Source organism: Glycomyces tritici, from assembly GCF_030403505.1.
This window is the reverse complement of record NZ_JAUEMJ010000003.1, coordinates 535,630-562,211: the sequence shown is the minus strand read 5'-3', so window position 1 is coordinate 562,211 and position 26,582 is coordinate 535,630. Positions and strand designations below refer to the sequence as shown.

Here is a 26,582-nt window from a genome sequence, read left to right as displayed (position 1 = left end):
GGGTGCGGAATCGGCCTCAGTCCGCGGCGATCAGTTCCTCGTAGATCTCGACGAGCCGCCGCAGCGTCACCTCGGGCGCGAACACCGCTTCGTAACGCGCCCTTGCATTCGCGGCGTACGCAGGGTCATTCGCGACCGCTTCGAGTCCGTGCGCGAGCGCTGCCGCGTCGGGTGCGACCGCGACGCCGGCAGGCGCGTCGGTGTCGGCTCCGGCGATGAACGGCGCGCCGCCCATCCTGGTCGCCACGATCGCGCGGCCCGCCGCGAGCGCTTCGATGCCGGTGGTCGGCAGGATGTCCTGCCAGATCGAGGGCACCACGACCGCCGCCGAGGCGGCCAGGGCCGCGTCCCGCTCGGCGGGTTCGAGCTGCCCGAGGTACTCGATGTCGTCGCGTTCGGCCGCGGCCGATTCCACGAGGGGCCGCAGTGGCCCGTCGCCGGCGATCCGCAGCACCCGGCCCGGCAGGTCCGCGCGCGACCAGGCGTCGAGCAGCAGCGCGACGCCCTTCTCCGGCACCAGCCGCGCCCCGAACAGGAAGCCCTCCCCGAGCGGCACCGCGCCGGGGTCGGCGACCGCGTTCGGCTTCACCCGGATCTGCTCGTCGCGGATGCCGATGCTCCGCAGGTACTCGGCCATCGCGTCGGTGAGCGCGATGAAGCGGTCCACGCCGCGCCACGTCCCCTGGTGCACCCCGAGTGCGACCGCCATCACGGCGCTCTGCGCGCGCGACCCCCGGTAGCAGGCGTGCTGCACGCCCGGCCCGTTCCAGCGCTTGCCGTGGCAGTCGCGGCAGTCGTGGCCGTCCCTGAAGTAGAGCCCGTTCATGCAGTCGTGCCGGTAGTTGTGAATGGTCTGCACCACTTTCACCCCGTGCTTGTGGGCGGTGCCCACGACCGAAGGGGACAGCAGCGGGTACGGGTTGTGCAGGTGCAGCAGGTCGGGGCGCTCGCGCTCCAGGAGCGCGGCGAGTTCGCGCTGCGTCCCGGCCGCGTGGATCGGGGACGCGGCGAGCGCTGCTTTCTTATGCGCGGGAAGCGAAGCGATCTCGTCTGAGGAGCGCAGGAACGGCACGACCTCGACACCGGCCTCGCGCAGCGCCCCGATCTCGTAGTCCACGATCGTGTTCTCGCCCGAAGGCTGCGCGGAGGAGTACCTGTTGTGGGCGATGACGATCTTCACTGGGCGCGGTCCTTAAGCGGTGCGGTCTCGTGCGGTGCTCTCCGGGGGTGGCGCGGGCTGCTTTCCGCTCGGGCGAACATACCGCAGGAGCGGAATAGGTGTAGGTTGTCGGGTACCGTGTCGGCGGGCCGCCCAGCTCGAGAAAAGGCGCAGTCGGAGACGCAGCGCTGATCTCCGCCCGCGGACACTCACCTCCACCGTAAGCTGACGACCGCAGGGATGTGCAGTGGCTACGAGCCTGGAACGCCCAGCAAAGGATCTCCACGGAAGTGGGGGTGCTCCGTACGGACGGACGGGGACGCCGGTGGCCAGAACTCGCGAATCCGGTGACCCGCAGCTCGTCACCAACGGAGTCACCCGCTCCACCTGGCGCCGCCTCGTCCGCGCCTCCAACTGGCACCGGTACTACCAGGCCGCGCTGGTGGGCGCCGACCTCCTCGCCGTCGTGCTCGCCACCGTCATCACGGTGAACTTCACCGCCTCCCCGAGCGCCGGCTTCGACACGAACAACCAGCAGCACTTCTTCTACCTCACGGTGTGGCTGCTCCTGCCGCTCGCGTGGCTGCTCGCCCTGTGGGGCACCGGCTCCTACGACCGCCGCTACTTCGGCATGGGCAACGAGGAGTTCAAGCGGGTCATCCGCGCCTCCATGTTCATGCTGGCCCTCGTCTCCTTCGCCGCGCTCACCTTCAAAGCGGACGTCTCGCGTGTCGCGGTCGCGGTGATCCTGCTGGCCGCGGCAGTGCTCGTCACCACGTTCCGCTACGGCGCCCGCTACGGCCTGCACCGGATGCGCGCGAACGGGCGCGGCGTGCAGCGCGTCCTGCTCATCGGCTCCTACCCCGAGGCCCTCGAGGTCTACCGGACGGTGCGCCGCGCTTCCGCGGCCGGCCTCGTCCCCGTGGGCATATACGTGACCGAGGGCGCCTCCTCGGTCCGCAACCTCGACACCCCGGTCCCGGTCTTCGCCGGGACCGACGTCGTCACCTGCGCCGAGCAGCTGGAGGCGGACACGCTCGCGGTGTGCGGTTCGGCCTCGGCCGACGCCTCCGACCTGCGCCGCCTGGCCTGGCAGCTCGAGGGCACCGGCCGCGACCTGGTGGTCGCCCCGCAGCTGACGGACATCGCGGGCCCGCGCGTGCACATCCGCCCCGTGGAGGGCCTGCCGCTCCTGCACGTGGAGGAGCCGAAGATCTCCGGCATCGGCTGGCTGATCAAGAACGTCCTCGACATCTCCTCCTCGGTGCTCGGCCTCGTGCTGCTCTCGCCGCTGTTCCTGGGCGTGGCGATCGCCATCAAGATGGACAGCCCCGGGCCGGTCTTCTTCCGCCAGAACCGGGTCGGCCGCGACGGCGAGACCTTCTCCTGCTGGAAGTTCCGCACCATGTACATCGACGCGGAGGAGCGCCAGGCCGCGCTCATGATGCACAACGAGACCGACGGCCTGCTGTTCAAGATGAAGGACGACCCGCGCATCACCAACGTCGGCAAGTGGCTCCGCCGCACCTCCATCGACGAGTTCCCGCAGCTCATCAACGTGGTCCGCGGCGAGATGAGCCTGGTCGGCCCCCGCCCGCTCCCGGCCGAGAACGGCGACTTCCTCGGCGACGTGCGCCGCCGCCTGCTCGTGCGGCCCGGCATCACCGGCCTGTGGCAGGTCTCGGGCCGCTCGGACCTGTCGTGGGACGACGCGGTCCGACTCGACCTCTACTACGTCGACAACTGGTCGCTCACGACCGACCTTCAGATCCTGTTCCGCACTGTCGCTGTAGTGTTGCGCCGAAAGGGCGCGTACTGACCGGGCACAGCGGCGTGCGTTGAGGGAACACTCAGCTTGCGCCCAGGTGAACACCGGGCCAACCCTGATATTCTTGGATCTTGATGACTACTTACGGAACCGGCAGCCGCATCCTCGTCACGGGCGGCGCGGGCCTGGTGGGCAGCCACCTGGTCGACGCGCTCCTGGCGAAGGGCTGCGAAGTGACCGCTGTCGACAACTTCGTCACCGGGTCCCGCGAGAACCTCGCCGAGCACCCGCGACTCACCGTGGTCGAGGCCGACGTCACCGAGGGCCTGCCCGTCGGCGACGCGCCCTTCGACGCGGTCCTGCACTTCGCGTGCCCGGCCAGCCCGGTCGACTTCGCCACGCTCCCCGTCGAGATCCTCCGCGTCGACTCGATCGGCACGTTCCACGCGCTCGACCGCGCCCTGGCCGACGGCGCCCGCTTCCTCATGGCCTCGACCTCCGAGGTCTACGGCGACCCGCTGGTCCACCCGCAGCCGGAGTCCTACTGGGGCAACGTGAACCCGATCGGGATCCGCTCCTGCTACGACGAGGCGAAGCGCTTCAGCGAGGCCGCCGTCGCGGCCTACCACCGCCACAAGGGCCTCGACGCGGCGATCGTGCGGATCTTCAACACGTACGGCCCGCGCATGCGCCCCGACGACGGCCGGGTCATCCCCAGCTTCGTCTCGCAGGCCCTCGCGGGCGACCCGCTCACCGTCGCCGGCGACGGCTCGCAGACCCGCTCGCTGTGCTACGTCGACGACCTGGTGAGCGGCCTGATCCTGCTCCTGGAGTCCGGCGAGTACGGCCCGGTCAACCTCGGCACCGAGTACGAGCTCTCCGTCCTGGAGATGGCCGAGATCATCCTGCGGCTGACCGGCTCGTCCTCGAAGATCGAGTACATCGACCGCCCGGCGGACGACCCCGAGCGACGCCGCCCCGACCTCACCACCGCCCGCGAGCTGCTCGGCTACGAGCCGCAGGTGCACTACGAGGCCGGCCTCAAGGCGACCATCGACTACTTCGCGACGAAGTCGCGTTCCGAGTAGAACACCACGACGTCGCGAACCTGAGCGGAGTGCGGCGAAGTCGCGTTCCAGAGCGCCACGGAGCCGCGAACCTCAGTAGAGCGCGGCGAAGCCTGCGGGTTCGTAGGGTGCGCGGACTCACCGTCACCTCAGAGGATTCCGAGACACGTGCCGGGCTTCCACGCCTGAGGGCGCTAGCGGCCACCACGTAAGCTGGGGCCATGACGCAATATGGCTCCAATTACCGCGGCAGCGCCTCGGTGCCGCCCGGAGGCGGCAGCGGTGGCGGAGCCGGGGTCGCACAGGCGGCCGCCGGCGGCCCCACCCGCCGGGGCCTCATCGGCTCCGGGATCGGCCTGGTGGCCTCGATCGCCGCGGCCGGCGGCGGGTTCGCCGTCTGGTCGACCGCGAACAGCACCAACGAAGACCTCGACCGCGCGTTCGACCTCGACGCCATCCCCGAAGAGGACCGTCCCGAGCGCACCAACCAGGCGCTGAACCTCCTCGTGATCGGCTCGGACCACCGCGAGGGCAACGACGAGTCGGACGCCCGCTCGGACACCACGATCCTCATGCACGTCAACGAGGACGGCAATGCCGCGTACGGCATCTCGATCCCGCGCGACCTCTACGTGTACATCCCCGAGGACCCCGACGCGGAGGTCTCCGACACCTTCGACAAGTTCAACGCGGCCTACGCGTGGGGCGGCGTGAACCTCACCGTGCGCACGATCGAGAACCTCACCGGCGTGCGCATCGACCACATCATCGAGATCGACTTCAACGGCCTCGTCGCGGTCGTGGACGCCCTCGGCGGCGTCACGCTGGACGTCCAGGCCGCCGACGCGGACGGCTACATCACCGACCCGCCCGGCGTCGAGTCGATCCACGGCGAGCACACGTTCTTCGAGGCCGGGCCGAACCAGATGGACGGCGAACAGGCCCTGGACTACGTGCGCCAGCGCTACCAGTACAACGAGGGCGACTTCGCCCGCATGCGCCACCAGCAGGACCTCATCAAGGCGATCATGGACTCCGCGCTCAGCGCGGGCGTGCTCACCAACGAGGACAAGCTGACCTCCTTCATCTCGTCCACTTCGGATGCGGTGAAGGTGGACACGAACTTCAACGCGGTGTCCACCGCGATCAACCTGATGGACATGCGCAGCGACGACCTGGTCTTCATGACCACGCCGCACCTGGGCACCGGCGAGCAGGGCGGCCAGTCGGTCGTCGTGTACGCCGAGGACCCCGAGAACCCGGAGGGGAGCAACCCCGAGGCCGTGAGCCTCTGGGAGGCCGTGCGGGACGACAAGGTCGCCGACTGGATCGAGGCGAACCCCAAGGACGAAGAGGAGTAGACCTCCTCGTCGAAAGGGCCCGGGCGTTGCGCTCGGGCCCTTTGACGTTCCCTCGCATTCGAGCGACCGCAGTGGACCGTTGTCGTCTGAAGTGGTTGGTGCGCCTGATGATTCGATTGAATCAAATGTGAGCACTGTGGCCCGATGGGGTGATCCCGAAGTTCGGCAGTGTGATCAAGGTCGTAGGATATTTTCACCGTTCCTTCGACGAAGAGGCTGAGCCGATGGCTGAGAACGCAGAAGACTACGTGCCCGACTTCGACATCTCCAGGCCCTCCATTGCCCGCGTCTACGACGCGACCCTCGGCGGCAAGGACAACTTCGCGGTCGACCGCGAAGGCGCCGCCATGATCGCGAAGCACGTCCCGAAGATCCGCGAGGCCAGCCAGGACAACCGCCTGGGCCTCAGCAAGGGCGTGGCGTTCGTGGCGAAGCAGGGGATCGACCAGTTCCTGGACATCGGGGCGGGTCTGCCGACGATGGAGAACACCCACCAGGTGGCGCAGCGGATCAACCCGAACGCCAAGGTCTGCTATGTGGACAACGACCCGATCGTGCTGGCGCACGGCCGGGCCCTGCTGGCCACCAACGAATCGACCACGATCGTCACGGCGGACCTGCGCGACCCGCAGAGCATCCTGGAGCACCCCGAGGTCAACAAGTTCATCGACTTCACCCGCCCCGTCGGGCTGATGGTCGTGGGCCTGATGATGCACTTCCACCCCGACGAGGACCCGGGCAGCTGGATCAAGACGCTGCTCGACGCCTGCCCGAGCGGGTCGTACCTGCACATCACCGACTTCGCCGACACCGGCTACCCGGAGCAGAAGGCGATGGAGAAGTCCTGCATCCAGGCCCTCGGCAACGGCTGGATCCGCACCCCGGAGCAGATCGAGGCGCACTTCCAGGGCCTGCCGCTCGTCCCGCCGGGCCTGGACTACCCGACCCGCTGGTTCCCCGAGGAGCCGGACCGGGAGGTCCCGGCCGCAGATGACCTCGAAGAGCACGAGCGGATCATCATGGTCGGCGTCGGCTACAAGGCGTAACGCCCCCAACGACTTCGCTGGCGCGGCGGGCAGGTTCGCGCCCGCCGCCCGCGTCGCTTCGATGGAGCGGAAGATCGACTTCGACCGTCCGATCGGCCTCATCGTGGTGGGCCTGTTCATGCACTTCCACGACGAGGAGCACCCCGGCGACGGTCAAGACGCTGCTCGACGCCTGCCGAGCGGGTCTGCTCATGTCCGACTTCACCGACACCGGTGGGCCGCAGCAGAAGGCGATCGAGAACGCCGGCCTGGAATCCCTCGGCGACGGGTGCGTCCGCAGGCCCGAGAAGAACCTCGAGCACTTCCACGGGCTGCCGCTCGTCGAGCCGGAAGCGGGTCCAGCGCTGGTTCCCCGGTGAGCCCGGCCGCGAGCTCCCGGCGGCCGAGGACCTCGAGCCGCACCACCGGGTCATGATGGCGGGCCTGGGCTACAAGGAGTGGTCCGCGAGAACAGTGAAGGCGCGCGGTGGGTAAGTCGCGCGCCTTCGTCGTGCCCGGGAGCCTCACTCGATCGAGTGAATTTTCGTTCTCGGTGCCGTGGCGTCTAGAGACGCCGATCGTCACTAGCTGTAATGATCCTTGAGGACCTTGTGCAGGAAGTCCTGGGTCTTGCCCGGTTGCGTGGCCTGGACGCAGAGGTGCTCCATGGCCGCCTGGTAGGCGTCGATCTCGTTGTCGCGCTCCAGGTACAGGCCGCCGGTGAGGTGCTCGAGGTAGATGACGTCGCTCAGCTCCTCGTAGGCGAACCGCAGCCAGGTGAAGGGCGCGCCGGCGCCGGAGTGGGCGCCGGAGATGAACGGCACGACCTGGATGCGCACGTTCGGCTTGTCGCACATGTCGATGAGGGCCTTGATCTGGCCGTGCATGACGTTCGCGCCGCCGAAGGGGCGGTGCAGTGCGGCCTCGTCGATCACGGCCCACAACTGGGGCGCCTGCTCCTCGCGGTCGAGGATCTCCTGGCGCTTGAGGCGCACCTCGATGCGCTTGTCGATCTCCGTCAACGGCGTGTGGCCGTAGCCGAGCATCATCACCGCGCGGGCGTACGCCTCGTGCTGCAGCAGACCGGGGATGACCTGCACCTCGTAGGTGCGGATCATGGAGGCGGCGCCCTCCATCTCCAGGTAGTTGCTGAACCAGTCGGGCAGGAAGTCGTTGTACCGCTTCCACTTGCTCGGCCGGTTGGCCTCGCGGGCCATCTCGACCACGCGCTCGATCTCGTCGTCGTCCGTGACGCCGTACATGACCATGAGGTCGCGGACGTCGCGCAGCCGGAAGGAGACGCGCCCGAGTTCGAGGCGGCTGATCTTGGAGGCGTCGGCGCGGATCTCGTAGGCCGCGTCCTCGCGGGAGATGCCGGCGTCCTGGCGCAACTGCCGGAGTTTGCCGCCGATCATGACGCGCAGGGTCGTCGTTCCGCTCGGCAGGTCTTCGGGGTTCATCTTCGCCATTGCTCACCTCCCTCCGGATCAGTCGCTGTGGACGAAAAACTCACCCTGACAGGGTAGCCGCTCGGCCTGTCCCGCCAGGGTGAGTGTGCTGCCCAAGGGCTCTCGCCCGAAAGCCGTTAAGCGATCATGTCGTCGAACTCGCCGTCCTTGGCGCCTTCGACGAGCGCCTTGATCTCGGCGATCGTGTAGATGAGGGCCGGGCCCTCGGGGAAGCGCGAGTTCCGCACTGCGATCTCCTCGCCGCCGGGAAGCGTGGCCAGCTCGACGCAGTTGCCGCCGTTCGGGCCGCTGCGGGTGCTCTTGCGCCACACCAACGCCGAGGGGAGTTCCCCTGCCGGGATGCCGTTGCGTGCCTTGTCCATTCGAGATCCTTCCACCAGTGGCCGGCGTGTCCGACCGGATCTTTCGGAAATACGACCGGGTTCCGGGGGGTCGGGTGATTCCGGGCACGGCCCTACCAGAGCGGCCGCGCAGAGGAGTTTTGCGACATCCCCATCGCTGGTCGGACCAAGTGTCCCACATTACACAGAGTGAGTGCACATGAGGATGCTCGCGCGGATGCACGTGCATCTGCCCGGTGTTGATGCATGTTAAGATTCATGTGAGAATGCACATAGACACGGACGCCGAAAGTGTGCGACCGTGGTCACGGACTCGAAAAGCCGTCAAACCGGCGCTCGTGTGCGCGACGGCGCAGGGTCGACCAAGGGACGCAAATCCCTCGGATCGGCAATCGTCTTCGCCGCGCGGCGACCTGCATCGCACAACCGGAAACGCCAGTGGTTTTGCAGAGCCTGACCGGGCCAGTTCCGGTGAGGACCGATCGTCGCCGGAGAGGGGTTGGGTGCCATGGAACGTCTTGAGGCCAAGACGTTGCTGGGGGCAGCCGCGGCAGGCAAGCTGCGGAGCTCGATGTGCCAGCAGGTTATGGCGATCGAATACGACCGCAGCGGTCATGTGCTCTACCGCTGCGCCCGCTCATGCGGGAAGCACATCGCGGATGCGGCCCAGGTCCAGGCAGGACTCCTGTGGCACTTCCGCGGCCGGAGCCTCGGCGAGCACTACGGGCTGCCGGATGAAGAGATCGTCGACGACATGTTCGCGTCGCTCCAGCTCGCCTGGATCCGCGACGGGGACATCTACACAGCACGGTTTCGCTGAGGCGAAACACAAGGCGCGGCGACCTGGCAGGGACCGTCGCGCTCCCGGGACTTTGTTCTGTTTGGTGGGATAGAGCCTCGGGGAGGCCGGTGGGGGCCTCCCCGAGCTCTGCAAATGAATCTTGGAAGTTCGCGAACAGTGCTGACACACTGAGATACAGCGGGCGGGACCTCGGGCCCCGCCCGCTTCCGCGTTGCTGGGCCTGGTGGCGCTGCTCGCTCAGCGCCGCCCTTGCTGCGGTGAGAACGGCGCGGCGGGGGGGGCCCCCGGGGGGGGGGGGGCCCCCCCCGGGGGGGGGGGGGGCCCCCGGGGGGGGGGGGGGCGGGGGGGGGCGGGGGGCCCCGGGGCGGGCCGACCCGGTCCTCGGGTCGGCCCGCCGCGGGCGTCGGATCAGCGGACGGTGATGTTGGAGCTGCCGGTGGACTGGTAGCCCTCGGTTGCCATGATCATGTAGTAGCGGAAAGCGCCGAGGTTCATGCCGGCGCGGGCCCACGCGTCGAAGTGGGCGCCGGTGTCGATGGTGCCGGAGCTGCGGAGGTTGTGGCGGACGCTCCAGTACTGCGCGAACGTCTTGGTGCCCTCCACCGACGGGGCGTTGTAGCGCATCGAGTGGCCGAGGCTGTAGTTGCTGCCGTTGATGTAGGCCGTCCCTCGGCCGGAAGCGCCGCTGCTGGGGTTGTACGGGCCGTGGGATTCGACGATGTAGTACTCCACCAGCGGGTTCGAGGTCCAGCCGTAGAGCGCCAGGTAGCCGTTGCTGCCGTGGTTGACCCAGCCGTTGTAGTTGACGGTGCGGCGCCCGCCGTTGGCCCAGCCCTTGCCGCCGACCCAGTTGTTCGCGCCGTTCCACTGCGAGCTGTAGTTCCCGCCCGAACCCAGGGTCATCGAGGCCCGGCCCTGGGAGTCGGTCCAGAACGAGTAGTAGTACCCGTTGTGGGTGCCCGTCGCGTTCTGCGTCAGGGTCTGCGCGTTCGCGACACCGGGCACCGCGAGCGCCGAGGCCGCACCGAGCGCGAGCGCCCCGCCGCCGAGCAGGAGTCCCCGGCGGCTGAACGGGTTCGCCTTGGGCGCTTCGATGGGGGAGTGTTCTTCTGACATGCGTCCTCCAGATCGCATAGAAGGATATCGATGTCAGAAGTATGCGTATTGCATCGAGGCGCGTCAATGAGTTTCGGAGAACTTTCGATACTTTATCCGGAAGTTTCGGGATTTGGCCGGCATGTATCCCTGTCGAAGTATGAGGAGATGCCGCCGAGGACGATGGTGCCCCTGTTGAGGAGGTCCGCCGTCTGATGAAAACTCATGTTTCACCTGTGCCCCGGCGGCCCCGCTGGCATCCTGGGTTCATGCGGTCGATGCTGAACACCACGATCGAAATGGGCCTCGTCCGGATACCGGTCAAGGTCTACGCGGCCACGGGCTCACATGACCGCACCATGCGCCAGTTCCACGCCGACGACGGCGGCCGCATCCGGTACGAGAAAGTCTGCGAACTCGACGACGAACCGGTTGACGCCGATGACATCCGCAAGGGCATCGAGGACCGGGACGGAAACGTGGTCCTTCTCGATGACGACGACCTCGCCAAGCTCCCGGTGCGGTCCTCGAAGCACGTCGACGTGCTCGCGTTCATCCCCGAGGGTCAGGTCGACCCGATCTTCTACGACAAGGCGTACTACCTCGGCCCCGGCGCCGAGGGCAGCGCCCCCTACCTCGTCCTGCGGGACGCGATGGCCGAAAAGGGCCTCGTTGCGCTCGTGACGATCACGCTGCGCCAACGAGAATCGCTCGCAGTAATCCGCCCTGCCGGCAAAGTCTTGGTCCTGGACCGGTTGCTGTGGGCTGATGAGGTTCGCATCCCCGAGGTCACCGGTGCCGACGCGAAGGTCGACAAGGCCGAACTGGACATGGCCCACCTGCTCATCGACACCCGCACAGGCGACTGGGACCCCGAGCAGTACACCGACGAATACCAGGAAGCCCTGGACGAGCTCATCGAAGCGAAAGCCGAGGGCCGCCCCGCGCCCAAGGGCAAGGCCGAACGCCCGGCGAAGGTCACGAACATCCTTGAGGCGCTGCAGAAGTCGGTCGAGGCCGCCGACCCCGGCCGCAAACCGCCGGCGACCGCGCGGAAGCGGACGGCCAAGAAGGCGGCGAGGAAGGCCACGAGGAAGACGCCTGCGAAGAAGACCGCAAAGGCCGCTGCCCGCAAGCGAACCAGCTCCTAGTCCTACCGGCAGCGACTTGAACCTGCGACACCTGTCACGGCGACCGCGTCCTTCGAGCCGGAATCGGCCGTCCCGGGCCGGAATCAGCCGGACCACAACCCTAGACACGACAACGGCCCTTGACCGGGAAAAGCCTGGCCAGGGACCGTTTTGCTGGTGATCGCGAGTGAGGAAAGTGCCCCCGGCAGGATTCGAACCTGCGACGCACGGTTTAGGAAACCGACGCTCTATCCCCTGAGCTACGGGGGCGGCAGTGCACGATTCTAGCCGACCCGCCCGGCGGCGGCGCCCGGCCGGTCCTGTGGCCGGCCGAGGCGGTCTTCCCTCTCGCGCACGGACCTCGTAAATTGGAAGTGTGAGCCCACACCCCCCGAAACGGCCCGACAAGCTCACCGTCTTCGCCCGGTTCGCCCAGTACAAACTGCGCATACCGGTGATCGTCGCGGTGTGCGCCTCAGTCCCCGCCGTCTTCCTCACCGTCTGGACCGACGGGAACCTCGCGCTGACGGGCAAGGTCATCGGCTGGGCCGCCGGAGCCGTGCTGTGGTTCGAGTCGGTCATCCTCCTGCTCGCCGCCGAGCACAAGCGCGAATGGCTGTGGCGGCACAAGTGGATGCTGGTCGTCTGTGCGCTCACCCTCGTCAGCCTCGTCGCCGCCGCCGGCGGCGCGCAGGTCCTGCGCCTGGCCTACCTCGTCGGCACCATCCGGGCCCTGCGCGCCAAGCGCATCATCGACGCCGCCGGCGTCCTCGTGCGCCGCTTCAGCCTCGGCATCTGGTGGAAGTCGGGGCTGTTCACGGGCGCGGGCGTCGTCGCCGCCGCGGTCGCCGCGGTCCTCCTGCTCGACCCCGACGCCGAATACCGCGAGCTCCTCCACTGGCTCGACGCGAACCTGCGGCTCCTGCCGATCCTCCTCGCGGGCGCGATCCTCGCCGCCGCCACCTGGTTCGTCGTGCGCTCGCGCGCGACCGCCCGGAACACGTTGGGCCGCACGGTATTGCCTGAGCAGCGCCAGGCCGCCGAGGCCGCGCCGCTCGCCGAAGCGGCGCGACTGCTCGACCCGGCGGAGCCGGCCGAAACCTCCTGAACGCCCGGCCTCCCGATCGTCCTTCCTCGACCCACCCGTCCGTTCGAGTAGGCTCGGCGCGTGGACACCGACCTGATCACCTTGACCGGCCTGCGGGTGCACGGGCGCCACGGCGTGTTCGACCACGAGCGGGAAGCGGGGCAGGACTTCATCATCGACGTCTCCCTGCGCACCTCGACCGCCGAAGCGGCCGCCAGCGACGACCTCGCCCACACCGTCGATTACGGCACCCTCGCCGACACCCTCGCCGACATCGTCGCGGGCGAACCCGTCAACCTCATCGAGACCCTCGCCGAACGCCTCGCCGACGCCTGCCTCGCCATCGACCGCGTCCGATCGGCCGTCGTCACCGTCCACAAGCCGCAGGCCCCCATCGCCCAGCACTTCGCCGACGTCTCCGTCACCATCGAAAGGCCCGCCAAGTGACCACTCGCAGCCAGCCGCGCAGGCCTCGTCGAGAAGGAGGCGGCAGATGACCCGCGTCGTCTTCAGCATGGGATCCAACCTCGGCGACCGCCAGGCCGCCCTCACCGCCGCCATCGAAGCCGTGAACCCCGACGCCGTCTCCGAGGTCTACGAGACCCCGCCCTGGGGCGGCGACGACGACCAGCCCACCTACTACAACATCGCCGTCATCGCCTCCGACCCCGAACGCAGCGCCGAGGACTGGCTCGCCCTCGGCCAGCGCCTCGAGGCCGAGGCCGGGCGCGTCCGCGACCCCGAGCGCCCCTACGGTCCGCGCACGCTCGATGTGGACCTCATCGCCGTCACCGGGGACGACGGCGCGCCCGTCCTCTCCGACGAGCCCCGCCTCACCCTGCCCCACCCGCTCGCCCACCAGCGGGCGTTCGTGCTGGTCCCGTGGTTCGCGATCGACCGCGAAGCGGAGCTGCCCGGACGCGGCCGGGTGAGGGAGCTGCTACGCGACGAGTCCGTGGCGGCGGACGCGCGTGCACTCCGCAGGCTCCACCCGATATGGTCGAAGCCATTATGAGAAGTGACGACGAGCACGGTCCCCGACCGAGTCTGAAGCCGACCGCGCCGTCCACCCTCGCGGTGGTCGGACTGGTCGGGGCGGCACTGACACTGCTGCTCGTCGCCCGCTACTACCAGCAGGCCCCCGACCTCGCCTGGTACAACTCCCTGGTCCTGTTCGCGCTGGCGGCTCTGCTGGCGTGGATGGCCTGGACCACGCGGCAGACCCTGCGCCCCAGCCGAAAGCGGGCGCAGGCGGTGAGTGCGGACGGCCTGCCGTCCCGCGCGCCCGGCAGGCTGGAGGGTCCGGAGCACGCGCTCCAGATCGCCCGCTTCGCGGTGCTGGCCAAGGCCGCCGCGATCGCCGGTGCCGCCTTCTTCGGCGCCTACCTGGGATTCACCGTGTGGCTCGCGGTCCAGTCCGGGCGCCTGACCGCCGCTGCCGAAGACCTGCCCTCAGGGGTCCTCGGCACTGTCGCGTGCGCTGCGCTCACTGCGGCCGCGCTCTGGCTCGAGCACTCCTGCCGCATCCCCCCGCAGGACGACGAGCAGCCCGGCGACGGCTCCCGCGAGCCGACCCGTCCCTGACCGACCCCGACAGCTCGACCCATCCCCCCATATCCCCCCATATGTACGCGCGTTTAGAGGTGCGCCCCATGAAGTTTGACTCCCGCAGTGAAAGCACGGGTCGAAACGACGACTCGACCACGCTGATCAGAACTGACGCAGGGAAGTCGGCGCCGTCGGGCGACGACGAGACTCCCTCCGACCGCATGGCCGTCCACCTGGTCTGGGAGATCGGCCTCCTGCTCCTGGCGGGCGGCGTCGTGTTCGCCCTCACCCAGTCCGGCGGCGGCCCCTTCGCCGAAGGCTCCTGGACCGGCTTCTTCGCGGCCCTGGCACCCCTGACCATGCTGGCCACCGCGATGGCCGTCTCCCTGCGCATCGGCGCGGTCAACCTGGCAGTGGGCCCCATCGCCCTCATCGCCGCGTGGATGTTCGTCGACGCCTCCGGTTCCGGTTCGGCCATGGCGCTGGGCGTCGGCCTCGGCGTCGCGGCGTTCATCGGCATCGTCCTCGCGACCCTCACGGCCTGGCTCCGCGTTCCCGGCTGGGCCGCGAGCGGCGCGGTCGGCGGCGCGATCGGCCTCTGGGCCGGCTCCGCCGGCGACCCTTCGGCGTTCATGCTCGCCGAACTCCCGTCCACGGGCGTGCTCGCCGCGCTCGGCGCCGCGATCGGCGTCTCCCTGTTCCTCGGTCTCGTCGGCGCGTTCGGCGGTGTCCGCGCCCGCCTCGCGCCCATCCGCGAGACCCCGGCGGGGGAGCGGCACGGCAGAGGCGGACTCGTCTTCTTCGGCGTCCTCCTCTCCTCGACCCTCGCCGGCGCCGCCGGTGTGGTCGCGGCCTGGACCGCCGTCCCCGACGGCGGCGCGGCCGCGCTGCCGGACCCGATCCTGCTCACCGTGGTCGCCCTCGGTGCGGCGCTGGTCGGCGGCACCAGCCTCATGGGCCGCCGCGGCGGCGTGTGCGGCACCGCGTTCGCCGCCGCGCTCGTGCTCGGCCTGATGTGGCTGGCCGAGGGGCGCGGCTGGTCGTTCGACCCGAGTTGGATCGCGTTGGGCGCCATCGTCGCCGGGTTCCTGGTGACCCGTCTGGTCGAGGTCATGAACGCCGCGGACGAGGCGGAGGCGGCCTCCACGCGCCGCGCCGGGTCCATCGAGGACCTCCGCGAGGACGACCCGCCCGCCGAGCGCGAGCGCACCGACGCCTTCGACCAGTACGACGAGGACTTCGCGGGACTCGGGTCCGGCGGCGACCCGTGGACGAACACCGGCGGCATCCGCACCACCGGGGGCATCCCCAAGCAGGGCGCGACCGCCGACCCCTTCGGCGCCTCCGGCGTCTTCGACGACCTGCGCGACACCCCCCGCGACGGCTTCGGCACGCCGCGCCACGGCCGCTGACCTCCCACAAAGGATGCACGCATGACCTACATCCCCCCAGAACGCGACGACGCCCTCGACCAGACCCGCCAGCTCGAGTTCACGCCGCCGCCGATGCCGACCACCGGCGACGGCGGTCCGGTCGACCCGTTCGCCGGCCAGGGGCCCGAAGCCGCGGCGCCCGCCGAGCCGGCGGCGACCCGCGACCGGGTCCTCTTCCAGTTCATCTGGGAAGCGATCCTGCTGCTCCTGACCTTGAACGCGCTGTTCATGGTCTACCGGGACGAGGACGCCCTCTTCGGCGACGAGTTCGGGACCCTGGTGGACGCCCTTGACCCGCACGCCCTCTACCTGACCCCGGTCCTGTTGGCGGCCTTGGCGATCGGGCTCTCGCTGCGGCTCGGCGCGGTGAACCTCGCGGTTCCGGCGGTCGCGATCACGGTCGGATGGATCGCCGGGCCGGTCGACGCGAACCTGTGGGTCCACGCCGGATTCGTCGCGGCGGCGGCCGTCGTGGCCGCACTGGTCTACGTGCTGCTCGTGGCGGTCTTCCGCGTCCCCCCGTGGTTCGCCGGTCTCGCATTGGCGGCCGCGTTCATGGCCTCGGCGCAGGCGCTCGAGCGGCTGTCGGAGTCGCGCGTGGCGGACTCGGTCGCGATGTGGGACCCGCCGAACGGGGTGTACGTGTTCGCCGGTGCGGCCGTGCTCGCGGTGGCGGGCGGGCTCATCGGCCTCGTTCCCGGTGTGCGCGACGGCTTCAGTGCGGTGAAGCGGATGGCCGACGGCGGCGAGCGCGGCGCGGGCGCAGTGTTCCTGCTCCTGGGCGGCACGGTCCTGTCGATGCTGCTCGCGGCGGGCGCGGGCTTCCTGATGTTCGCCTACACGCTTGCGCCGACCACGGAGCCGACCTCGCTGGGATTCGGCCCGTACGGGTTCGGCTCGGCCGGCGTCGACCTGCAGCTCCTCGCGTTCGTCGCGGCGCTGCTGGGCGGCACGAGCCTGTGGGGCCGCCGCGGCGGCGTGCTCGGCACGGTGCTCGCGGTCCTCGCGGTGTGGGCCGGGATGGTCCTCTGGAACCACGACATGACCGCGGCCGGAGAGGCTTCCTGGCAGGATGACTACGCGCCGCTGATCGACGTCGGCATCCTGTTCGTCGCCGTCTTCGTGTCGTTCGCGCTCGACCGCCTCGGCCAGCCGAAGGACGCGGTCGACCCGGACGAGGGCGTCTACACGCAGGAGATGCGCCCCTTCGAGCCCACGTCGAACGGCCCGGAGGGCACCGGCCTGTTCGAGCCGACCCTCCCGGATGCGAACGCCCACCAGCGCTGATCGAACGAGGCGAGCGGCCGGCCACCCGGGAGGGCGGCCGGCCGCTGCTCTCGCCCCGGGGCCGGAACCGGCGAAGGGCGCCGCGGCGGTGCTTCATAGGGTTGCGGCATGGACATGGACGAGTACCAGCAGGCGGCGCTGCGGACCGCCGCGCCGCGAGACAAGTTGAACGAGCTGTTCCACCTCCTGCTCGGGCTCGTGGGCGAGACGGGGGAGATCGCCGAGAAGGCGAAGAAGATCGTCCGCGACAAGGGCAGCGACTTCTCGCAGTGGGACACCGAGGACGTCAAGAAGGAACTGGGCGACACGCTCTGGTACCTGGCCGTCATCGCCGACCACTTCGACCTGTCGCTCGACGATGTCGCCAAGCACAACATCGCCAAGCTCGCCGACCGTCAGCGGCGGGGCGTGCTCGGCGGCAGCGGCGACGACCGCTGACCGCGACGTCAGGTCGGACGACCCGGGTCGGCCGGCGAGGGCGCTACTGCTGCGGCGCCGCTACTACCAGCGCCGCCAGAGGAAGCGGCGTTCGTAGCGGATCCTGACCCGGGCGTAGTGGATGCGGCCGGTGAGGCGGACGGTCGGGCCGTCGCCCTTCGCCAGGCTCCGGTTGACCACGCGGCCCCCGTGCAGTTGGACGTTGTCGTCGATCGCGGTGGCGCCCTTGGGAAGGATGATCTCCAGTCCCGAGTACTGGAGGTCGAGGGCGATCTCGGTCTCGCGGCCCGTGAACCGGGCGTGCCGGAAGTCGAGCACGGTCCGGCCGTACTCGGGCCTGACGGTGATGCGCGCGGGGACCTTCCAGGCGCCCTCTTTCCGCACCCTCGTGTAGGCGTGGGTGAGCTCGAGGTCCGGGACCGCGGGGTCTGCCGCGCGGGCGATGGGGACGGCGAGCGCGCCGCCGGTCTTGGGGAGGTCGGCGAGGAGGTGCTCGACCTCGGCGAAGGTCCTGGCCTCGTAGACCTTGCGGGAGCGCTCGGCGAACTCGTCGAGTTCGAGGCGGCCCTCTTCGGTAGCGGCGTGCAGGAGGCCGATGACGGCCTCGCGCTCGGCGTGGGAGATGCGGACGTTCGGATCAGGGGTCGCCATCGCTCGTAACCTTCGCTTGCGCCGGTGGGCCCGTCAAGCCTAGCGGCTAGACGACGATGACGCGGATGCCCGCTTCTTCGAAGCCGCGCAGCTGCTCGGGCGGGGCGTTGCCGTCGGTGACGAGCGTGTGGACGCGGTCGGTCGGGCAGATGCGCGCGAAGGCGTGGCCGCCGATCTTGGAGCCGTCGGCGATGACCACCACTTTGCGCGCGCGGGCGGCCATGAGGGCGTTGATCGCCGCTTCGCCTTCGTGGTGGCTGGTGGCGCCGAGCTTCATGTCGATGGCGTCGACGCCGAGGAACGCGATGTCGAGGGTGATCTCGCGCAGGATCGGGGCGGCGAGCGGGCCGATGAGCTCGTAGGACTGGGGCCGGACCACGCCGCCGACGACGACCACTTTGAGATGGGGCCGGACGATGAGCTCGTTCGCGATGTTGAGGGCGTTGGTGACGATCGTCAGGCCCGTGGAGCCGGGGGTCGCGACCAGGTCGGTGCGGGTCGCCAGGGCCCGCGCGACCTCGGTGATGGTGGTGCCGCCGTTCAGGGCGATCACCTGGCCGGGGCTGACCAGGCCCGCCGCGGCGGTGCCGATGCGGTGCTTCTCCTCGACGTGGCGGGCGGTCTTGTAGCGCAGCGGGAGGTCGTAGGAGATGCCGCCCGCGACGGCGCCGCCGCGGGTGCGGGTGATCATCTGCTGCTGGGAGAGCTGGTCGAAGTCGCGCCGGATGGTGGCCTGGGAGACGCCGAGCCGTTCGGCCGCTTCCTCCACTGTGATGCGTCCGGTCTCTGCGAGGATCTCCAGCAGGGTGTTCCACCGGGCATAGCGGTCCACGTCGCTCCTCGGGTCGGGATCGCGGCGGGCGGGCCGCGGTCTGCGCGATAGTGTTCGTTGTACGTCTTTCGGCGCTCGAGCGATGCTCAAGTCATGCTCGTGCGCTCACGATCATTGTGCCGCACCGGGGTGGGCCCATACACGCCGGATCGATTGGAAGGAGCGCCGTGGACGGCGTCTTGCTGCCGGCCGTGGGCCGAATCGTCACTCCCGACGGCATCGTCAACGGGACCCTGATCGTCGACGGCGACCGGTTCGAAGGGGTCCTTGAGCGGGAGGGCGAGCCCACGGGCTGGGTCCTGCCGGGGTTCGTGGACGTCCACTGCCACGGCGGCGGGGGCTTCTCGCTGGCGAACGGGGACCCGGAGTCGGCCCGGGGGGCCGCGGCGTTCCACGCCTCGCGGGGGACGACCACGCTGGTCGCCTCGCTGGTGTCGTCCACGCACGGGTTCCTGCTCGACGCGACGAGGGCGCTCAAGCCGCTGGTCGCGGAGGGCGTGCTCGCCGGGGTCCACTTCGAGGGGCCCTACATCTCGGCCGCGAAGTGCGGCGCGCACCGCGTCGAGGTGCTGCGCGACCCGGACCTCTCGGAGCTGACGGAGCTGATCGAGGCCGGGCGGCTGGACGGCAAGACCGGCGCGGTCAAGATGGTGACGATCGCCCCCGAGCTCGAGGGCGCGCTGGAGGCCATCGAGTTCCTGGACCAGCGCGGGGTCGTGCCCGCGATCGGGCACACGAACGCGAGCTGGGAGCAGACCGTCGCCGGGATCGACGCGGGCGCGCAGGCGGCCACGCACCTGTTCAACGCCATGCGCGCGTTCAACCACCGCGAGCCGGGCCCGATCCCGGCGCTGTTGGACGACGAGCGGATCTTCTCCGAGATCGTCGCCGACCCGGTGCACCTGCACCCGGGCACGATGCGCTTCGCGTTCGACACGTCGCTGCCGGCGTGGACGCTGCTGGTCTCGGACGCCATGGACGCGGCGGGCCTGGACGACGGCCGCTACATGCTGGGGCGCCACGAGGTCGAGGTGGCCGGGGGCGTCGCCACCGTGGCGGGGACCGACATCATCGCGGGTTCGACGATCACGCTGCTGGACGCGTTCCGCAACGCGGTCCGCCTGGCCGGGCAGTCGGTCGAGGCCGCTTCGCAGATGGCCTCGGCGACGCCCGCGGAGCTGCTGGGGCTGGGTGACGTCGGCGCGATCGAGACCGGGAAGCTCGCCGACGCCGTGGTCCTCGACGAGTACTACAAGCTGTTGTGGGTGTGGGGGCGGGGGGCGGGGCTGCTGGTCTGACACACGGAACACGGCGGGCCGGGCGCGAATGCGCCCGGCCCGCGTCTTGCCGAGGCCTCTAGAGCATCGGGGCCGCGTCGTACTGCATCCCGCCGCCCGCGCCGATGAGGACGTAGATGAGGCAGAACGTGAAGAACGAGGCGATCCCCAGCACCAGGCCGGTGATGGCGAACGGCTTGTTCGTGGCGATGCCCTTGTTCGCGCGGCTCCAGCCGACTGCGCCGAAGACGATCGCGAGGACGCCGAGCGGCCACGTGAAGGTGTTGAGCACGGGGATGAACGACAGGATGATCGCGATGATGCCGCAGATCAGGGCCGCCGTCCCGAGTCCGTTGCGCGGCTCCTGGCCCCGCAGCGGCCCTTCGGCGTTGTAGGCCGGCGGCGGCGGTGGCGGCGGCGGGACCGCGCCGCCGGAGTACGGGCTGTACCCGCCGCCGGGCGGCGACGTGCCGGGCCGGTCGGGCGGCGTGGCTCCGGGCCCGCCTGGCGGCGATGCGCCGGGTTCGGCGCCGGGCGGCGGGGGAGCGGGCGGGATGCCGCCGAACGGCCGGTCGGAGGGCGGCCCGGGTGTGTCACCCGGGGTCGATCCGGACGGCCTCTCCGGCGTCTCCCACTGCGATCGGTCGGGCCTCGTCTCATCCGGGGCCCTGTCGGGCTCCGTTTCGTGCGTCGGGTGCGGGACCCCTTCGGGGTCGGCCCCGGGCGGGTGCCAGCCCGGATCGGGTCCCGTCGGCTCGGGGCCCGGCTGGTTCCCCGAGAACGGGGTCGCGCCGTCCTCGGTCTCGCCGCCCCGTTCCGGTTCGGGCGGTTCGGGTTCGGATGGCCCCGGGGTCGGCGGGTACGTCGTCATGGCGGCCTCCTCGGCTGGTGGGGGCGCTCGGCCCCGATGTCCCGCAAGGTAGACCACATCCCACGTGTCCCGTGGGGATTCAGGGGAACCGGTGGTCCCGCAGGCCTCGCCGGTCGCGGACGGATCGGGCATTCGAGAACTCTGCTCGGATTTTTTGGGGTTAGGGGTTTACTACCCGTCAGTAGACGAGTAGAAATGAGTTACGGATCCGGAAGGACTTCCCGGGGACAAGCTCTCCGCAGATCGGAAGGATTCGTGCACCGCCGCCGAGCACCCACGTGCGACCTGAGCCGTCGGGAGGCACAGCGGGACCAGCCACCATGGGGCCAGTCACCGCTATAAAGACACCACGCTTGGTAACTCGGTCGGAAGTGCAGTACGTTGCGAGCGGCCCAGTCGAGGCAGTAACCGACTGGGCCGTGTCGTTGCCCGCAGCCCGGTCCCGGCCCACCGCGATGCCGCTGTGGGCGAACTGACTGGGAATGTCGAGGCGAGGCTGCAAGAATGGCCTCGATGACCACGATCGAACCCGGCTGGTACCCGGACCCCGCCGACCCGGCCACGCAACGCTACTGGGACGGCGGCGCCTGGGTCGGCAAACCCGTCCCCGCCGACGCCGAGCCCCCCGCCGAACCCGAACCGGTCGACCCCGAACCGGAACCCCTCCCCACCTCCATTAAGGACGCGGCAACGCCGGACCCCCCGGTGCAGACGCTCCCCGTCGACGGCCGCTACGGCTCCGGCCCCCCGCCGCGCATCATCCAGCGCGTCCCCGGCGGGGTGCAGCCGCCCGACACCGTCCCGATCCGCTCCCTCGGCGTCACCGTCGGCTGGATCACCCGCCACGACATCCACCGCATCCTCAGCGGCCGCGTCCTGGCCCACCCCGGCCAGCGCTTCGTCGCCCGGATCGTCGACGTCCTCTGCATGCTGGTGCTCAACGCCGTGGTGAACGGCTACTTCATCTACCAGATGTGGCAGACCTTCTGGCCCTACTTCCTGGACGTCGCCGCGTCCGCGGAGCCCGGGGACGTCCCCGTCCCCTCGCGCCTCTCCGACCAGCTGTGGGTCGTGCTGCTCATCGCCCTGGGCCTGTGGTTCGCCTACGAGGTCCCCGCGACGCTCAACACCGGGCAGACGATCGGCAAGCGGCTCATGGGGATCAAGGTCGTCTCGCTCGCGCCCGTGGACCTCGGCTGGGGCCGGCTGCTGCTGCGGTGGTCGTACTTCGCGCTGCCGCTGATCTGCTTCCCGTTCGGCGCGGTGCTGTGGATCCTCGACGGGATATGGTGCATCCGAGACCAACCCTTCCGCCAATGCCTGCACGACAAATCCCCTGGCACCGCCGTCGTCGAGGTGGGCGGCGAGAAGGCCGACACTGAGAAGGAGCCCTCACGATGAGCGACCCTCTGCGTGAAGACCTCGCGTCCATCCCCCGCTACGTTCCCGGCAAGGCGATCCCTGACGCCGTGAAACTCTCCAGCAACGAAGTGCCGTACGGCCCGCTCCCCGGCGTGGTGGAGGCGATCACCGACGCCGCCGAGAACGTGCACCGCTACCCCGACCTCGGCGTCGTGCGGTTGCGCGGCGTGCTCGCGGAGCGGCTCGGACTGCCCGTCGAGCGCATCGTGACCGGCACCGGCTCGGTCGCCCTCATCGGGCACCTCATGCAGGCGATCGCCAAGCCCGGCAGTGAGGTCGTCTACTCGTGGCGCTCCTTCGAGGCCTACCCGATCGCGGCCACCGTCGCCGGGCTCAAGAGCGTCCAGGTGCCGAACACCCCCGACCACCGCCACGACATCGACGCGATGCTCGCCGCGGTCGGACCCGACACGCGGGCCGTCGTGATCTGCAGCCCCAACAACCCCACGGGCCCCGCCGTCACGGCCGACGAGCTCGACCGGGTCTTCGCCTCGGTCCCGGAGGACGTGCTCGTCGTGGTCGACGAAGCCTACCGCGAGTTCGTGACCGACCCGGCCTGCCCGGACGCGATCGAGCGCTACGCGGATCGGCCGAACGCGGTCGTCTTCCGCACCTTCTCGAAAGCCTGGGGCCTGGCCGGCCTGCGCGTGGGCTACATGGTGGCCCGGCCCGAGGTGGCCGACGCCGTGAGCCGGTGCGTGATCCCCTTCGCGGTCAACGCGGCCGCGCAGCGGGCGGCGCTCGCGGCGCTCGAAGCCGAGGGCGAGATGCGCCGCCGGGTCGCACTGGTGACCTCGGAGCGCAAGCGCATGGCCATGGCCGCAAGGGAACTGGTGCCGGACGTGCCGGACACGCAGGCGAACTTCTTCTGGCTGCCCCTGGGTGAGCGCGCGGTCGCGTTCGCCGCGCACTGCGAGCAGCGCTCGATCCTGGTGCGGCCCTTCGCGGGCGACGGCGTCCGGGTCACAGTCGGTCTCCCCGAGGAGAACGACGCACTGCTCGAGGCGCTGCGCGCGTTCGTCGAGGCGTAAGCGGAGAACCGTTGCACGGCAAGGAGAATGCGGCACCGTTAGCGGTGCCGCATACGACGGTTCCGGAAGAGACCGGGCGCCCCACCGGCGCCCGGCTCCGTCTACTTCGCCGAGCGCTCGTTCTCGCTGCAGAACGCCTCGTACATCTCGGCGAGCGTCTGCTTCTGCTTCGAGGTGAGCTCGCGGTCGGTGGCGATGGCCAGCGGCATCGCGGAGCCGTTCTCGGGCGTGAAGTTGGCCCTCAGGTACATGATCGGGGTGGTCATCCGCAGCGCCAGTGCCAGCTGCCGCAGGACCGCGCCGCTGGGGCGGCGCACGCCGCGCTCGCCCTGGAGGTAGGGGTTCGAGACCCCGGCGGAGTCGGAGAGCTCCCGCGTCGCGACGTGGGCGCGTTTGCGCACGTCCCGGACGAATGAGCTGAAGTCGCGATCTGTCACCCGCGTCACCCTACGCGCCTTCACCCCGGACCGCCACCCGACCCTGCCTGGCCTTACCGGCATTCGGTACTACCGGCTGACAGGGCACTCACCCGATCAGACGATATGAACCGGACTCGGGGAAGGGTTGCGTCTCAACCGCTCGCCGTCGCTGGAACCCAGCCGATACCATCGGGAGACGACGCGGCTATTCAAGGGAGCGTCACGGTCCGGATGGCGTCTGACGAGGAGGAGAACCGGTGAGCGTTCTGCAACGCTTGGAGAAACAACTGGAGGGCCTGTTCGAGGGCACCTTCAACAAGATGTTCAAGGGCGTTGTGCACCCGGTCGAGATCGCCAGCGCCATGCAGCGCGAGGCGGAGACCCACAAGGCGGTCCTCGCCGGCGGGCGCGTACTGGTGCCGAACCGCTACGTCATCGACCTCTCCCCGCCCGACCACGACCGCCTCGCCCCGTACGCGGCGGCGCTGGCGCAGGAGCTGGCCCAGTCCCAGGCCGAGTTCATCGGCGAGAACGGCTGGACCGTCTACGGCGACGTGATCGTCGAGATCGAGCGCGGCGAAGGCCTCGACACCGGCATGTTCCGCGTGACCGCCGAGGTCGCGGCCCTCAACGAGGGCGTGGACCAGCCGGTCTCCGGCGGCGGCTACGGCCCCGCCCAGCAGCAGGCCCCCACCGGTCCGGTCCTGGTGACGGCCGACGGCCGCCAGTTCACCGTGGCCCACGGCGCTACGACGATCGGCCGCGGCGAGCAGGCCCAGATCCGCCTCCCCGACGTCGGGATCTCGCGCCGCCACGTGCGCGTCGACTTCGACGGCCGCCAGGTCTCGGTCACCGACCTCGGCTCCACGAACGGCACCCTGGTCAACGGCCAGCGGATCGCCACCGTGAGCATGCAGCCGGGCGACGTGATCCAGATCGGCACTACTTCTCTTACGCTCCAGGCCGGTTAGCGCCTGCGACCACGTGAAGCCCCGGTCCGGGCGGCCGGGGCTGCGTGCTGCCCAGGCCGCTGCGGCCCGGGCCCGCAACCGTTGCGGGCCCTCTTGAAAGCTCTGGGCCCCTTGCCCGTAGCGGGTGGGACGACCGGCTCGGCCCGGCGGCTCGCCTCTGCATCCGTGCCACGGTGGGCTACCGTGTCTGGGACCGATCGTTCATTCGCTGGGAGCGCCGATGCCTGAGATAGTCCAGACCGTCGCCCGGTTCGGGTTCCTCGTGCTGCTGTGGCTGTTCGTGTTCGCCGCCGCCCGGACGATCACTCGGGACCTCCTCGCCCAGCGCCGTCCCGCGACCGCCGGGCCCGGCGCCGCCGGCCCGGTCTCGGCCCCGCCCGCCTCCGGCGGCCGCGGTGCGAGGCCGCAGGCCGCGCATGCGGCGCAGTGGCTGGTCGTGACCACCGGTGAACTCCAGGGCCGCCGGTTCGTGCTCTCCGGCCAGCCCATCTCGATCGGTCGCGCCGCCGACTCCACGATCGTCATCCGCGACGACTTCGCCTCCAACCGGCACGCCCGCGTGCGCCCGCAGGACGGGCAGTGGGTGGTCGAGGACATGGGCTCCACGAACGGCACCTACCTGGGTCGCGCTAGAGTCACTGCACCCACGCCGGTCCCGCTCGGGGTGCCCATCCGGATCGGGCGTTCCTCCTTCGAGCTGCGTCCCTAGCAGCGCGAGGAACGAGAGACGGCGATGTCGACATCGAACAGCGGGCGTGCCCGCGCTACGGCGGTTGATTCATGAGTTTGCACCTGCGATACGCGGCCATCTCCGACCGCGGGGTGGTGAGGCAAGGCAACCAGGACTCGGTGTTCGCCGGGGCCCATTTCATCGCCGTGGCCGACGGCATGGGCGGCATGGCCGCCGGTGACCTCGCCTCGGCCATCGTCATCAACACCGTCGCCCGGCTGGACGTGCCCCCGCCCGCCGACTCGGTCGTGGACGAACTCGCCGACGCCGTCGCCGACGCCAACCGCGCCATCCGCCGCTGCGTCGCCGACGACCCGCAGAAGGAGGGCATGGGCACCACGCTCACCGCCCTCTGGTTCGACGGCGAGTGGTTCAACCTGGTGCACATCGGCGACTCCCGCGCCTACCGCCTCCGCGAGGGCGGATTCGAGCAGATCACCGTCGACGACACGTACGTCCAGATGCTCGTCGACGAGGGCCGCATCACCGCCGAGGAGGCCGAGCGGCACCCGCAGCGCTCCCTGCTGCTGCGCGCGCTCGGCGCGGCCGAGGTCGAGCCCGCGTTCCAGACCATCAAGGGCGTCCCGGGCGACCGCCTCGTCCTGTGCTCCGACGGCCTCTCCGGGCCCGTCTCGGACGCCGACATCGCCCGCACGCTGCAGAACGCCGAGACGCCGCAGGAGGCCGCCGAGACCCTGGTGCAGCAGGCGCTCGACGCCGGCGCCCCGGACAACGTCACGGTCCTCGTCGCCGACGTCGTCACCGAGCACCCCGGGGAGCAGCGCCAGATCATCGGCGGCGCCGCCGCCGACGCGCGCCTGGCCGAATCCGACACGGCCGTGCTCCGCGCCGTCAGGGACGCCGAGGACACCGAGGACCCGGACGGCGAAGCCGAGTCGGACGAGGCCCAGCCGAAGGCCCGCAAGAAGGGCCGGGTGTGGCGCACGATCCTGGTCACGTTCATCGTGCTCGCCCTCGTCGCCGGCGGCGGCGTGTGGTGGGCCCGCACGCAGTACTTCATCGGAGTCTCGGAGGCGGGCACCATCAGCCTCTACCGGGGCCTCCCTTTTGAGGTGGCGGGTTACCGGATCGCGTGGCTCGACACGGACTCCGGCCGGCCCGCCGAGGACGCCGTGGACGCTGTGGAGTCCGACCTCGAGAACGGCAGGACCGTCGACGGCGGCGCGAACGCCGCGGAGGACGCGCTGAGCGCCCTGGTCGACCCCGCCGCCGGCAACGAGAACCTCGACCCGCTGTGCGCTGCAGCGGAAGGCGAGACCGAGGCCGTTCCGGCGGCCGCAAAGGACTGTCGCGACGACTGAGCGCGGCCGATATAGGCTCGCAACGCACTCTGGACCGAGACGCAAG

The 26,582-nt window shown here is 70.2% G+C and carries 28 protein-coding genes and 1 tRNA gene; 20 read left to right on the top strand and 9 right to left on the bottom strand.

Annotation, left to right across the window (positions count from 1 at the left end; genetic code table 11):
- Positions 1-16 precede the first annotated feature (16 nt).
- A complete protein-coding gene (locus QWI33_RS12985; protein ID WP_289957566.1) occupies positions 17-1,180 on the bottom strand; it encodes a glycosyltransferase in 1,164 nt (387 codons plus the stop codon).
- Between the two features lie 226 nt (positions 1,181-1,406).
- Here QWI33_RS12985 and QWI33_RS12980 point away from each other — a divergent pair, with 226 nt between their 5' ends.
- From QWI33_RS12980 to QWI33_RS12960, 5 genes are all read left to right on the top strand, one after another.
- Complete coding sequence (locus QWI33_RS12980; RefSeq protein WP_435367576.1) at positions 1,407-2,978, top strand: sugar transferase; 1,572 nt, start codon at positions 1,407-1,409, stop codon at positions 2,976-2,978.
- Between the two features lie 83 nt (positions 2,979-3,061).
- Complete coding sequence (locus QWI33_RS12975; RefSeq protein ID WP_289957564.1) at positions 3,062-4,015, top strand: UDP-glucuronic acid decarboxylase family protein; 954 nt, start codon at positions 3,062-3,064, stop codon at positions 4,013-4,015.
- 200 nt (positions 4,016-4,215) lie between these two features.
- Positions 4,216-5,355, top strand: a complete 1,140-nt coding sequence (locus tag QWI33_RS12970; RefSeq protein WP_289957563.1) for an LCP family protein — start codon at positions 4,216-4,218, stop codon at positions 5,353-5,355.
- A 224-nt stretch (positions 5,356-5,579) separates the two neighbouring features.
- Entirely contained in the window at positions 5,580-6,401 is an 822-nt protein-coding gene (locus QWI33_RS12965; RefSeq protein ID WP_289957562.1) for an SAM-dependent methyltransferase, read from the top strand.
- 191 nt (positions 6,402-6,592) lie between these two features.
- Entirely contained in the window at positions 6,593-6,760 is a 168-nt protein-coding gene (locus QWI33_RS12960) for a hypothetical protein (protein ID WP_289957561.1), read from the top strand.
- Positions 6,761-6,964: 204 nt separating this feature from the next.
- Here the strand turns inward: QWI33_RS12960 and QWI33_RS12955 are convergent, their stop codons facing one another.
- Both QWI33_RS12955 and QWI33_RS12950 read right to left on the bottom strand, forming a co-directional pair.
- Positions 6,965-7,849 carry a Sco1979 family transcriptional regulator gene (locus tag QWI33_RS12955; protein WP_289957560.1) on the bottom strand — a complete coding sequence of 295 codons (885 nt, stop codon included), beginning with the start codon at positions 7,847-7,849 and terminating at the stop codon, positions 6,965-6,967.
- A gap of 116 nt (positions 7,850-7,965) precedes the next feature.
- Positions 7,966-8,211 (bottom strand): DUF397 domain-containing protein, encoded by a 246-nt coding sequence (locus QWI33_RS12950; RefSeq protein WP_289957559.1) that lies wholly within the window; start codon positions 8,209-8,211, stop codon positions 7,966-7,968.
- Positions 8,212-8,698: 487 nt separating this feature from the next.
- On the opposite strand from QWI33_RS12950, the gene QWI33_RS12945 reads away from it, so the two are divergent.
- Complete coding sequence (locus QWI33_RS12945; protein ID WP_289957558.1) at positions 8,699-9,010, top strand: hypothetical protein; 312 nt, start codon at positions 8,699-8,701, stop codon at positions 9,008-9,010.
- A gap of 390 nt (positions 9,011-9,400) precedes the next feature.
- Here QWI33_RS12945 and QWI33_RS12940 read toward each other — a convergent pair whose 3' ends face one another.
- The gene (locus QWI33_RS12940; protein WP_289957557.1) at positions 9,401-10,108 is read right to left on the bottom strand and encodes a glycoside hydrolase family 11 protein; all 708 of its coding nucleotides are present in this window, start codon (positions 10,106-10,108) and stop codon (positions 9,401-9,403) included.
- Positions 10,109-10,356: 248 nt separating this feature from the next.
- On the opposite strand from QWI33_RS12940, the gene ku reads away from it, so the two are divergent.
- Positions 10,357-11,238, top strand: coding sequence for a non-homologous end joining protein Ku (gene ku / locus QWI33_RS12935; protein ID WP_289957556.1), 882 nt, complete (start codon positions 10,357-10,359; stop codon positions 11,236-11,238).
- Between the two features lie 176 nt (positions 11,239-11,414).
- Here ku and QWI33_RS12930 read toward each other — a convergent pair.
- Positions 11,415-11,487: transfer RNA gene (locus QWI33_RS12930), tRNA-Arg, on the bottom strand.
- Between the two features lie 106 nt (positions 11,488-11,593).
- On the opposite strand from QWI33_RS12930, the gene QWI33_RS12925 reads away from it, so the two are divergent.
- From QWI33_RS12925 to QWI33_RS12895, 7 genes are all read left to right on the top strand, one after another.
- The gene (locus QWI33_RS12925; protein ID WP_289957555.1) at positions 11,594-12,325 is read left to right on the top strand and encodes a hypothetical protein; all 732 of its coding nucleotides are present in this window, start codon (positions 11,594-11,596) and stop codon (positions 12,323-12,325) included.
- A gap of 60 nt (positions 12,326-12,385) precedes the next feature.
- The gene (gene folB / locus QWI33_RS12920; RefSeq protein ID WP_289957554.1) at positions 12,386-12,751 is read left to right on the top strand and encodes a dihydroneopterin aldolase; all 366 of its coding nucleotides are present in this window, start codon (positions 12,386-12,388) and stop codon (positions 12,749-12,751) included.
- A 46-nt stretch (positions 12,752-12,797) separates the two neighbouring features.
- A complete protein-coding gene (folK, locus tag QWI33_RS12915; RefSeq protein WP_289957553.1) occupies positions 12,798-13,319 on the top strand; it encodes a 2-amino-4-hydroxy-6-hydroxymethyldihydropteridine diphosphokinase in 522 nt (173 codons plus the stop codon).
- On the top strand, positions 13,316-13,888 hold the full coding sequence (locus QWI33_RS12910; RefSeq protein ID WP_289957552.1) for a DUF3180 family protein: 573 nt from the start codon (positions 13,316-13,318) through the stop codon (positions 13,886-13,888). Before folK ends, QWI33_RS12910 begins: the two co-directional genes overlap by 4 nt.
- Positions 13,889-13,956: 68 nt before the next feature.
- On the top strand, positions 13,957-15,264 hold the full coding sequence (locus QWI33_RS12905; RefSeq protein WP_289957551.1) for a hypothetical protein: 1,308 nt from the start codon (positions 13,957-13,959) through the stop codon (positions 15,262-15,264).
- A 21-nt stretch (positions 15,265-15,285) separates the two neighbouring features.
- Positions 15,286-16,572 carry an ABC transporter permease gene (locus tag QWI33_RS12900; RefSeq protein ID WP_289957550.1) on the top strand — a complete coding sequence of 429 codons (1,287 nt, stop codon included), beginning with the start codon at positions 15,286-15,288 and terminating at the stop codon, positions 16,570-16,572.
- A 108-nt stretch (positions 16,573-16,680) separates the two neighbouring features.
- Positions 16,681-17,010 (top strand): nucleoside triphosphate pyrophosphohydrolase family protein, encoded by a 330-nt coding sequence (locus tag QWI33_RS12895; RefSeq protein ID WP_289957549.1) that lies wholly within the window; start codon positions 16,681-16,683, stop codon positions 17,008-17,010.
- A gap of 63 nt (positions 17,011-17,073) precedes the next feature.
- Here QWI33_RS12895 and QWI33_RS12890 read toward each other — a convergent pair whose 3' ends face one another.
- Together QWI33_RS12890 and QWI33_RS12885 are read right to left on the bottom strand one after the other, a co-directional pair.
- On the bottom strand, positions 17,074-17,661 hold the full coding sequence (locus QWI33_RS12890) for a DUF1707 SHOCT-like domain-containing protein (protein WP_289957548.1): 588 nt from the start codon (positions 17,659-17,661) through the stop codon (positions 17,074-17,076).
- Positions 17,662-17,707: 46 nt separating this feature from the next.
- On the bottom strand, positions 17,708-18,493 hold the full coding sequence (locus QWI33_RS12885) for a DeoR/GlpR family DNA-binding transcription regulator (protein ID WP_208498914.1): 786 nt from the start codon (positions 18,491-18,493) through the stop codon (positions 17,708-17,710).
- 167 nt (positions 18,494-18,660) lie between these two features.
- Here QWI33_RS12885 and QWI33_RS12880 point away from each other — a divergent pair, with 167 nt between their 5' ends.
- On the top strand, positions 18,661-19,791 hold the full coding sequence (locus QWI33_RS12880) for an N-acetylglucosamine-6-phosphate deacetylase (protein WP_289957547.1): 1,131 nt from the start codon (positions 18,661-18,663) through the stop codon (positions 19,789-19,791).
- A 58-nt stretch (positions 19,792-19,849) separates the two neighbouring features.
- Here QWI33_RS12880 and QWI33_RS12875 read toward each other — a convergent pair whose 3' ends face one another.
- Positions 19,850-20,641, bottom strand: a complete 792-nt coding sequence (locus tag QWI33_RS12875) for a DUF4190 domain-containing protein (RefSeq protein ID WP_289957546.1) — start codon at positions 20,639-20,641, stop codon at positions 19,850-19,852.
- Positions 20,642-21,154: 513 nt separating this feature from the next.
- Between QWI33_RS12875 and QWI33_RS12870 the strand changes: the two genes are divergently transcribed.
- Positions 21,155-22,042: an RDD family protein gene (locus QWI33_RS12870; RefSeq protein ID WP_289957545.1), complete on the top strand. Its 888-nt coding sequence runs from the start codon at positions 21,155-21,157 to the stop codon at positions 22,040-22,042.
- Positions 22,039-23,094, top strand: a complete 1,056-nt coding sequence (hisC, locus tag QWI33_RS12865) for a histidinol-phosphate transaminase (RefSeq protein ID WP_289957544.1) — start codon at positions 22,039-22,041, stop codon at positions 23,092-23,094. Before QWI33_RS12870 ends, hisC begins: the two co-directional genes overlap by 4 nt.
- A gap of 101 nt (positions 23,095-23,195) precedes the next feature.
- On the opposite strand, the gene QWI33_RS12860 is transcribed toward hisC, so the two are convergent.
- The gene (locus tag QWI33_RS12860; RefSeq protein ID WP_289957543.1) at positions 23,196-23,531 is read right to left on the bottom strand and encodes a helix-turn-helix domain-containing protein; all 336 of its coding nucleotides are present in this window, start codon (positions 23,529-23,531) and stop codon (positions 23,196-23,198) included.
- Between the two features lie 239 nt (positions 23,532-23,770).
- Between QWI33_RS12860 and QWI33_RS12855 the strand changes: the two genes are divergently transcribed.
- The 3 genes from QWI33_RS12855 (at position 23,771) to QWI33_RS12845 (ending at position 26,536) form a co-directional block, all read left to right on the top strand.
- Entirely contained in the window at positions 23,771-24,484 is a 714-nt protein-coding gene (locus QWI33_RS12855) for an FHA domain-containing protein (protein ID WP_270117843.1), read from the top strand.
- 220 nt (positions 24,485-24,704) lie between these two features.
- Complete coding sequence (locus QWI33_RS12850) at positions 24,705-25,193, top strand: FHA domain-containing protein FhaB/FipA (RefSeq protein ID WP_289957542.1); 489 nt, start codon at positions 24,705-24,707, stop codon at positions 25,191-25,193.
- A 71-nt stretch (positions 25,194-25,264) separates the two neighbouring features.
- Positions 25,265-26,536: a PP2C family protein-serine/threonine phosphatase gene (locus QWI33_RS12845; protein ID WP_289957541.1), complete on the top strand. Its 1,272-nt coding sequence runs from the start codon at positions 25,265-25,267 to the stop codon at positions 26,534-26,536.
- Positions 26,537-26,582: the final 46 nt, after the last annotated feature.

Bases quoted from the DNA above. Each gene is read 5' to 3' on its own strand.
- QWI33_RS12845 (WP_289957541.1), top strand. From the start codon at position 25,265: ATGAGTTTGCACCTGCGATACGCGGCCATCTCCGACCGCGGGGTGGTG.
- QWI33_RS12900 (WP_289957550.1), top strand. From the start codon at position 15,286: ATGACCTACATCCCCCCAGAACGCGACGACGCCCTCGACCAGACCCGC.
- QWI33_RS12895 (WP_289957549.1), top strand. From the start codon at position 16,681: ATGGACATGGACGAGTACCAGCAGGCGGCGCTGCGGACCGCCGCGCCG.
- QWI33_RS12970 (WP_289957563.1), top strand. From the start codon at position 4,216: ATGACGCAATATGGCTCCAATTACCGCGGCAGCGCCTCGGTGCCGCCC.
- QWI33_RS12910 (WP_289957552.1), top strand. From the start codon at position 13,316: ATGAGAAGTGACGACGAGCACGGTCCCCGACCGAGTCTGAAGCCGACC.
- QWI33_RS12975 (WP_289957564.1), top strand. From the start codon at position 3,062: ATGACTACTTACGGAACCGGCAGCCGCATCCTCGTCACGGGCGGCGCG.
- QWI33_RS12875 (WP_289957546.1), bottom strand. From the start codon at position 20,641: ATGACGACGTACCCGCCGACCCCGGGGCCATCCGAACCCGAACCGCCC.
- QWI33_RS12870 (WP_289957545.1), top strand. From the start codon at position 21,155: ATGACCACGATCGAACCCGGCTGGTACCCGGACCCCGCCGACCCGGCC.
- QWI33_RS12965 (WP_289957562.1), top strand. From the start codon at position 5,580: ATGGCTGAGAACGCAGAAGACTACGTGCCCGACTTCGACATCTCCAGG.
- QWI33_RS12950 (WP_289957559.1), bottom strand. From the start codon at position 8,211: ATGGACAAGGCACGCAACGGCATCCCGGCAGGGGAACTCCCCTCGGCG.
- ku (WP_289957556.1), top strand. From the start codon at position 10,357: ATGCGGTCGATGCTGAACACCACGATCGAAATGGGCCTCGTCCGGATA.
- QWI33_RS12945 (WP_289957558.1), top strand. From the start codon at position 8,699: ATGGAACGTCTTGAGGCCAAGACGTTGCTGGGGGCAGCCGCGGCAGGC.
- folK (WP_289957553.1), top strand. From the start codon at position 12,798: ATGACCCGCGTCGTCTTCAGCATGGGATCCAACCTCGGCGACCGCCAG.
- QWI33_RS12955 (WP_289957560.1), bottom strand. From the start codon at position 7,849: ATGGCGAAGATGAACCCCGAAGACCTGCCGAGCGGAACGACGACCCTG.
- QWI33_RS12960 (WP_289957561.1), top strand. From the start codon at position 6,593: ATGTCCGACTTCACCGACACCGGTGGGCCGCAGCAGAAGGCGATCGAG.
- QWI33_RS12905 (WP_289957551.1), top strand. From the start codon at position 13,957: ATGAAGTTTGACTCCCGCAGTGAAAGCACGGGTCGAAACGACGACTCG.
- QWI33_RS12940 (WP_289957557.1), bottom strand. From the start codon at position 10,108: ATGTCAGAAGAACACTCCCCCATCGAAGCGCCCAAGGCGAACCCGTTC.
- QWI33_RS12850 (WP_289957542.1), top strand. From the start codon at position 24,705: ATGCCTGAGATAGTCCAGACCGTCGCCCGGTTCGGGTTCCTCGTGCTG.
- QWI33_RS12890 (WP_289957548.1), bottom strand. From the start codon at position 17,661: ATGGCGACCCCTGATCCGAACGTCCGCATCTCCCACGCCGAGCGCGAG.
- hisC (WP_289957544.1), top strand. From the start codon at position 22,039: ATGAGCGACCCTCTGCGTGAAGACCTCGCGTCCATCCCCCGCTACGTT.